This is a genomic window from Stenotrophomonas panacihumi (assembly GCF_001431645.1).
GTDB lineage: Bacteria > Pseudomonadota > Gammaproteobacteria > Xanthomonadales > Xanthomonadaceae > Stenotrophomonas_A > Stenotrophomonas_A panacihumi.
In genome coordinates, this window is the sequence record NZ_LLXU01000008.1 from 1 (window position 1) to 7,947 (window position 7,947).

Sequence of the window (7,947 nt, forward strand, 5' to 3'; positions counted from 1 at the left end):
CGGTTCGTCGAGCAGCAGCACGTTCGGCTGCTGCCAGGCGATCAGCGCCAGCGCCAGGCGCGCGCGCTCGCCGCCGGAGAAGCCGTCCACCGCCTCGAACGCGCGGTCGCCGGCGAAGTTCCACTTGCCGAGGAAATCGCGGAACGACTGGTTCGAACCGTCCGGCGCCAGCTCGCGGAAGTGGTCCATCGGCGACTGCCCTTCATGCAGCGACTCCACCGTGTGCTGGGCGAAGTAGCCGATGCGCAGGTCCGGGTGCGCGGCGCGCTCGCCGGTCACCGGCGGCAGTTCGCCCACCAGCGTCTTGACCAGCGTGGTCTTGCCGGCGCCGTTGGGGCCGAGCAGGCCGATGCGCTGGCCGGCCTCCAGGCCGAAGCCGACGTCGTGCAGGATCACCGCGTCCTTGCCGTAGCCGGCATCGACGTGGTTCAGGCGGATCAGCGAGAACGGCAGCTTGGCCGGCGGCGCGAACTCGATGCGGAACTCGCGCTCGGCGCGCACCGCCTCGGTGCCGGCCAGCTTGGCCAGGCGCTTCATGCGGCTTTGCGCCTGGGCCGCCTTGCTGGCCTGCGCCTTGAAGCGGTCGATGAAGCTCTGCAGGTGGGCGCGCTCGGCCTGTTCCTTCTCGTGCGCGATCTGCTGCTGGCGCAGCTGCTCGGTGCGCTGGCGCTCGAAATCGGTATAGCCGCCGACGTACAGCTTGGCGCCGCCGCCGTGCAGGTGCAGCGTGTGGGTGGCGACGTTGTCGAGGAACTCGCGGTCGTGCGAGATCAGCAGCAGCGTGCCGGGATATTTGAGCAGCCACTGTTCGAGCCAGAACACCGCGTCCAGGTCGAGGTGGTTGGTGGGCTCGTCGAGCAGCAGCAGGTCCGAGGGCATCATCAGCGCGCGCGCCAGGTTCAGGCGCACGCGCCAGCCGCCGGAGAATTCGGACACCGCGCGCGAGTGCGTCTCGGCCGGGAAGCCCAGGCCGTGCAGCAGCTTGCCGGCGCGGGCTTCGGCGTCGTAGGCGCCGAGTTCGGCCATCTTCTGGTGCGCGTCGGCCACCGCTTCCCAGTCCTCGCGCGCGGTCGCCTCGGCCTCGGCCTTCAGCACCGCCGCCACTTCCACGTCGCCGCCGAGCACGAACTCGATGGCCGGATCCGGCAGCGAGGGGGTTTCCTGCGCCACGCTGGCGATGCGCACCTTGCCGGGCAGGTCGACGTCGCCCTTGTCGGCCTCCAGTTCGCCGCGGATGGCGGCGAACAGGCTGGACTTGCCGGTGCCGTTGCGGCCCACCACGCCCACGCGGTAGCCGGCGTGCATGGCGAGGTCGACGTTGGACAGCAGCAGCCGCTCGCCGCGACGCAGGGAGAAATTACGCAGGGAAATCATGACGGAAAGGCCTAAGGCGCAGATTGTTGATAACCGGAAGGCATAAGCAGATGACCAGCCTTCCTGCGACGCCATTCTAGCGTTAACGAATACTTAGCGCGTCCGGGGCCTGCCGCCGCCCGCTCCCTCTCCTCTAGGACGACGGCTCCGCCCCGGCCCCTGTTCACGCCCTTGCCGGGCCCGTTGGAGATGTCATGAAGTCCCCCTCCCCGCTCCTTGCTCCCCTCGCCGCGGCCATCGCCCTGGCGCTTCCGCTGGGTAATGCCTTCGCCCAGGACGCTTCGGTCACCCCGAATACCCTGGACACCGTCATCGTCACCGGTACCCGCGTCAGCGACCGCACCGTGGCCGAATCGCAGTCCCCGATCGACATCATCAGCGCCGAGTCGCTGGCCGCCACCGGCACGCCGGAACTGGCCACCGCGCTGGCGCGCGCCCTGCCCTCGCTGAACTTCCCGCGCCCGGCCCTGGCCGACGGCACCAGCGCGGTGCGCCCGGTGCAGCTGCGCGGCCTCTCGCCCGACCAGGTGCTGGTGCTGGTCAACGGCAAGCGCTACCACACCTCCTCGCTGCTCAACATCAACGGCACCATCGGCCGCGGCGCCGCGGCGGTGGACCTGAACACCATTCCGATCGCCTCGATCGCCCGCGTGGAAGTGCTGCGCGACGGCGCCTCGGCGCAGTACGGCTCGGACGCCATCGCCGGCGTGGTCAACATCGTGCTCAAGGGCGCCGAAAAGGGTGGCAGCCTGGAAGCCGGCTACGGCCAGTACTCGGCCGGCGACGGCAAGAACTACCAGCTCTCCGGCGACACCGGCGTGGCGCTCGGCGGCGACCGCGGCTGGCTGCACGTGGCCGGCCAGCTCAACCAGCAGGACCCGACCAACCGCGCGCGCCCGTATGCCGGCGCGCCGAGCGCCTCGCAGCCGGCGGTGGGCCAGAAGGCCTTCGTGATCGGCGACCCGGAGGTGGATGCGCAGGCGTTCTCGCTCAACAGCGAATACAGCCTCACCGACACGCTGACCGCCTACGCCTTCGGCCTGGCCAGCAACCGCGACATCACCGGCTCGGCGTTCTTCCGCGCGCCGGGCAGCACCACGCAGAACATCGCCTCGATCTATCCGGACGGCTTCCTGCCGCAGATCCAGACCTACTCCAAGGACCGCACCCTCGTCGCCGGCCTGCGCGGCGAAGTGGCGGGCTGGAAGTGGGATGCCAGCTACAACTACGGCTACAACCGCATCGACTTCCACACCCGCAACACGCTCAACGTGAGCCTGGGCGCCGATTCGCCGACCTCGTTCTACGACGGCGCGCTGGAAACCACGCAGAATATCGCCAACGTGGATTTCAGCCGCGGCTTCGACTGGGGCCTGGCGTATCCGGTGAACGTGGCCTTCGGCGTGGAATACCGCAACGAAAAGTGGAACCAGTCGCCGGGCGAGCTCGGCTCGTACTACCAGAACGGCAGCATCGCCGGCGGGGCGCAGGGCTTTGGTGGTTTCTCGCCGAGCGTGTCGGGCCAGTACGCGCGTGACAGCTACGCGATCTATGCCGACCTGGAAGCCGACTTCACCGACAAGTTCTCCGCCGGCCTGGCCGGCCGCTGGGAGGACTACGAGGATTTCGGCAGCGAAACCTCCGGCAAGCTCTCGGCGCGCTATGCGTTCACCGATCGCGTCGCGCTGCGCGCCACCGCCTCGACCGGTTTCCGCGCGCCTTCGCTGGCGCAGCAGTATTTCCAGACCACCAGCACCACCTTCCTGGCGGGCGACCCGAACCCGTACGAGATCCGCACCTTCCCGGCCAGCAGCGCCACCGCGCAGGCACTGGGCGCCGAACCGCTGAAGCCGGAGACCTCCACCTCCTACAGCGCCGGCCTGGTGCTGCAGCCGCTGGACGCGCTGTACCTGACCATCGACGCGTACCAGATCGACGTGGATGACCGCATCGTGCTGTCTTCCAACCTCACCGGCACCGCGGTGCGGCAGTTCCTGGAAGCGCAGGGCATCTACGGCGTCAACGGCGGCCGTTACTTCACCAACGCCATCGACACCCGCACGCGCGGCGTCGACGTGGTGGGCAGCTACCGCTGGCAGCTGGCCGCGAGCAGCTTCGACCTGACCGCCGGCTACAGCTACACCAAGACCGACGTGACCCACATCGCCCCGAACCCGGCCGAGCTGAGCGCCAACGGCCTGAACCTGGAGCGCATCGACCGCACCGAGCGCGGCCGCATCGAGGAAGGCTTCCCGCGCGACAAGTTCCTGCTCAACGGCACCTGGAACGCGGAGCACTGGACGCTGGCGCTGGGCGCCACGCGCTACGGCGAGTACACCACCCGCCCGACCTCGGCGGTGAACGACCAGACCTTCGGCGCGAAGTGGATCGTCGATGCCTCGGCCAGCTACAAGGTCGATGGCTGGACGCTGACGGTGGGCGCGGACAACCTGCTCAACGAGTACCCGGACGAAAACAACTTCGCCAACTCGACCAGCGGGCAGTTCCCGTACAGCAACCTCTCGCCATTCGGCTTCAACGGCGCGTACGTGTACGGGAAGATCGGCTACCGCTGGTAAGCGAGCGGTAGTGCGGTGATTCCCTGCGAAGGCCCGGGCAACCGGGCCTTCGTCGTTGCGGAACAGGGTGCGTCGCGATATACAGCGCTCCAGCCGGCACGCGTTCGGCAGGGGGATCACATGACCATCAGGCGCCTCGCCGCAGCGGCCGGGCATTACCTTCTTTTTGCCGCGACGTACGGCGTGGCCATGTTCGTCTGCATATCGTGGGCGGAACAGGAGTACCACGCCTCCCTGCTGGGCGGCGTATACCTGTACGTATTGCTGTTGGTCATCGGGGTCGTGGTGCATGAAGCAGGCCACTACCTGGCGGCGCGCTGGCAGGGCATGCATGTCCTGCAAGTCATGCTGTTCGGCATCGAACTTCACCTCACGCGACGCGGCATGCGCATCCGCCGGCAGCCGTTCCGCAGGCGAAGGATGCGCGGCTATGTCATGGCGTACCCGCGCAGTGACCGGCCGATCCGAAGACAAGTCATCCTCATGGTGCTCGGCGGCCCCCTGGCGAACCTGATCCTGGCGACGCTGCTGGGAGGTGCCCTCTTCGTGTCCGGCCTGCCAGCGCACCAGGAGTGGCTCGTCGCCGCGATGCTGCTGAATCTCGGGATGGGCTTCTCGAACCTGCTTCCGAGAAATACCGAATGGAAATCGGATGGCGCCATCCTGAGGGAATGGTGGAAACAGCCTGCCGACCAGCCACTTCTGCCCTACGATCGGCTCACCACCCTTTCCCTCGAGGGCACCACCAACGATGGCCTGCCGGAGCAGGATCTCGTTGCACTCGAGCAAGGCAGCCCGATCGAACAGCTCGTGGCGTTGTGGTATCGGCTGAAGGCCGACCAGGAGCGCGGCGACTGGCAGATGGCGACGCATCGCCGGAACCAGCTGGTCGCACTCAAGGAACAGGTGGACCCTGCCCTGCTTGCACGCCTGTCCGAACTGACCGCGCTGATGGAAGCGGAGCTGGATTTCTCCCAGGCCATGCATGATCAGGACGCGGATGCGCTTGAAGCCACCCAGAAGGCTGCCGCCCCGGTCTGGGTATCGCCCTGGCAAAGGCCGCGCGCGCAGGCGCTGGTGGCGGCACTGCGGTGCGACGAGGCGCGCCGCGATGCATGCCTGCAAACTTCCGAGCGCCATGCACGCGCCGCCATCGACGCGTCGGTCGCGCCTTCCGAATCACGCCTGCGCGACTACATCCTGGCGATCAGCCCCTCCCGCGCCGGCGCGCGAAGTTGCAGCTGAAACAAACAAAAATTTGACAACCCGATGTCATAGCGGTTACTCGTGAATCGCGATCGACGCGGCTGGCGGCCGCAGTCGCCCGGGAGGGGGCGCGTCGGCGCATATCCGTCCCCGCCGGAGTCGCCCTTCCATGAAGCCACGTGCCTGCGTTCTTGCATCAGCCATTGTCGTCGCGCTTTCCCCGTTCACCGCACTCGCGCAGTCCTCACCCAACACGCTGGATACGGTGATCGTCACCGGCACGCGCGTGTCCGACCGCACGGTGGCCGAATCGGCCTCGCCGATCGACATCATCTCGCCCGAAGCGCTCACCGCCACCGGCACCACGGAACTGGCGACCGCGCTCTCACGCGCCGTGCCCTCGCTGAACTTCCCGCGCCCGGCCATCACCGACGGCACCGACGCCGTGCGCCCGGTGCAGCTGCGCGGCCTGGCGCCGGACCAAGTGCTGGTGCTGGTCAACGGCAAGCGCTACCACACCACCGCGCTGGTCAACCTCAATGGTAGCCAGGGCCGAGGCTCCTCGCCGGCCGACCTCAATACCATTCCGATCGCCGCGGTCGAGCGCATCGAAGTGCTGCGCGATGGCGCCGCCGCGCAATATGGCTCGGACGCCATCGCCGGCGTCATCAACGTCGTGCTCAAGGGCAGCGGCACCGGGGGCAGCATTGCCGGGCGCTACGGCCAGTACAGCGCCGGCGACGGCGAGCAGTACCAGCTGTCCGGCGATGCCGGCATCCGCCTCGGCGAGAACGGCGCGATCCATTTCGCCGCGCAGGCCGGCCACCAGGACCAGACCGACCGCGCCAAGCCGTACAACGGCGTGGTCGAGCAGCGTTACGGCGACCCGGAGATCGACCAGGGCGCGGTGTCCTACAACGGCGAATACAGTCCGGCCGACTACCTGACCTTCTACTCCTACGCGATGGCCAGCCGCCGCGAGGTGCTTTCCAACGGCTACTTCCGCTGGGACACCGACAACCGCAACCGGCCGCAGATCTATCCGGACGGCTTCCTGCCGCAGATCTACAACGTCAGCAAGGACGTCTCGTGGGTGGGCGGGTTCAAGGCCACCACCGAAGGCGGGCTCAACATCGACATGAGCTACAACTACGGCCAGAACAACCTGCGCTTCGAGGTACGCAACAGCCTCAACAACAGCATGGGGCTCGATTCGCCCACGCGTTTCTATGCCGGCACGCTGGAGGTCACGCAGAACGTGCTCAACGCCGACTTCAGCAAGGCGCTGGACGTGGGCATGGCCTACCCGCTCGCGCTGGCGTTCGGCCTGGAATGGCGCGGGGAGAAATTCAACGAATCCCCGGGTGATCCGGCGTCCTACATCAACGGCGGCGTGCCTTCGGCCAACGGCAGTTTCCTGCCCGGCGCGCAGGTATTCGCCGGCTTCAAGCCGAGCGACTCGGGCCATTACGACCGCCACAGCTACTCCGCCTACGTGGACCTGGAAGCGGACGTGAGCGACAAGTTCACCGTGGGCCTGGCCGGCCGCTACGAGGACTACAGCGACTTCGGCGACACCGCCAACGGCAAGCTCTCGCTGCGCTATGCCTTCACCGACAAGGTCGCCCTGCGCGCCACCGCATCCACCGGCTTCCGCGCGCCTTCGCTGCAGCAGCAGTATTTCCAGTCCATCGCGACCAACTTCATCGACGGCGTGCCGTACGAGATCGGCACGTTCCGCACCGACAACCCGGCGGCGGTGGCGCTGGGCGCCGAGCCGTTGAAGGCCGAGGAATCGACCAACTACAGCGTGGGCCTGGTGCTGCAACCGGTGGATTCGCTGTACGTCACCGTGGATGCCTACCGCATCGACATCGACGACCGCATCGTGCTGTCGGAGAACCTGACCTCCACGGCGGTGCGCAACTACCTGCAGGCGAATGGCTACGCGGGCATCGGCGGCGGCCGCTACTTCACCAATGCGGTGGACACGCGCACTACGGGCGTCGACGCGGTAGGCACGTATCGCTGGGCGCTGGCGAGCGGGCCGCTGGAGCTGACGGGCGGCTACAACTACAACAAGACCGAGATCGAGCACATCGCCGAGAACCCGGCGGCGCTGGAGGCGATCGACCCGACGGCGGTGCGCATCGGCCGCACGGAGATCGGGCGCATCACCAAGGGTTCGCCGCGCGACAAGTTCTTCCTGGGCGCGACGTGGTCGCCGGGTGCGTGGCGCTTCAACGCGACGACGACGCGCTGGGGCGAGTTCACCAGCTACGGCACGACGCCGGCGACGGACCAGACGTATGACGCGAAGTGGACGCTGGACCTGGCGGCGACATGGACGCTGCAGAAGTGGAGCTTCACGCTGGGCGGGGACAACGTGCTCAACGAGTATCCGGACGAGCAGCTGGCGGGCAAGGGAACGCGGACGTACCTGCCGTACAGCACGTCCTCGCCGTTCGGGTTCAATGGTGCGTTTGTTTACGCGAACATCGATTACAAGTGGTGAGGCGGTAGCGTTGAGGCGCTGCGTGCAGGGCGGCTAGTTGTGTTGCCTTACGGTGCGGGCACCGGCCTGCCGCATAGGGTCGTCACGGCTCGGGCGAACATCCTGTTCGACTCGCCGCCGCGGGCCATCCATGGCCCGCTGACGCCCCTATACGGCAGGCCGGCGCTAGGCGCGTCATTGATCCCACTTCGATAGCGACGCGCCGGAGAGTGGGTTGGGAAGAGCAAAAGCAAAAGCAAAAGCAAAAGCCGAAGCTCTCATCTCAACCCTCTT

4 protein-coding genes are annotated in these 7,947 nt (G+C 67.4%); 3 read left to right on the top strand and 1 reads right to left on the bottom strand.

Features of this window, described 5'->3' with window-relative positions; genetic code table 11:
• The coding region (locus tag ARC20_RS00520) for an ABC-F family ATP-binding cassette domain-containing protein (protein WP_057642717.1) at nt 1-1,374 on the bottom strand (1,374 nt) is incomplete at its 3' end.
• Nucleotides 1,375-1,568: 194 nt separating this feature from the next.
• Between ARC20_RS00520 and ARC20_RS00525 the strand changes: the two genes are divergently transcribed.
• The 3 genes from ARC20_RS00525 (at nt 1,569) to ARC20_RS00535 (ending at nt 7,674) form a co-directional block, all read left to right on the top strand.
• The gene (locus ARC20_RS00525) at nt 1,569-3,953 is read left to right on the top strand and encodes a TonB-dependent receptor plug domain-containing protein (protein WP_057642721.1); all 2,385 of its coding nucleotides are present in this window, start codon (nt 1,569-1,571) and stop codon (nt 3,951-3,953) included.
• A gap of 120 nt (nt 3,954-4,073) precedes the next feature.
• On the top strand, nt 4,074-5,198 hold the full coding sequence (locus tag ARC20_RS00530) for a M50 family metallopeptidase (protein WP_146165879.1): 1,125 nt from the start codon (nt 4,074-4,076) through the stop codon (nt 5,196-5,198).
• 130 nt (nt 5,199-5,328) lie between these two features.
• The gene (locus ARC20_RS00535) at nt 5,329-7,674 is read left to right on the top strand and encodes a TonB-dependent receptor plug domain-containing protein (RefSeq protein ID WP_057642727.1); all 2,346 of its coding nucleotides are present in this window, start codon (nt 5,329-5,331) and stop codon (nt 7,672-7,674) included.
• Nucleotides 7,675-7,947: the final 273 nt, after the last annotated feature.

Coding starts and splice junctions, on each gene's coding strand:
- ARC20_RS00525 (WP_057642721.1), top strand. CDS start 1,569: ATGAAGTCCCCCTCCCCGCTCCTTGCTCCCCTCGCCGCGGCCATCGCC.
- ARC20_RS00530 (WP_146165879.1), top strand. CDS start 4,074: ATGACCATCAGGCGCCTCGCCGCAGCGGCCGGGCATTACCTTCTTTTT.
- ARC20_RS00535 (WP_057642727.1), top strand. CDS start 5,329: ATGAAGCCACGTGCCTGCGTTCTTGCATCAGCCATTGTCGTCGCGCTT.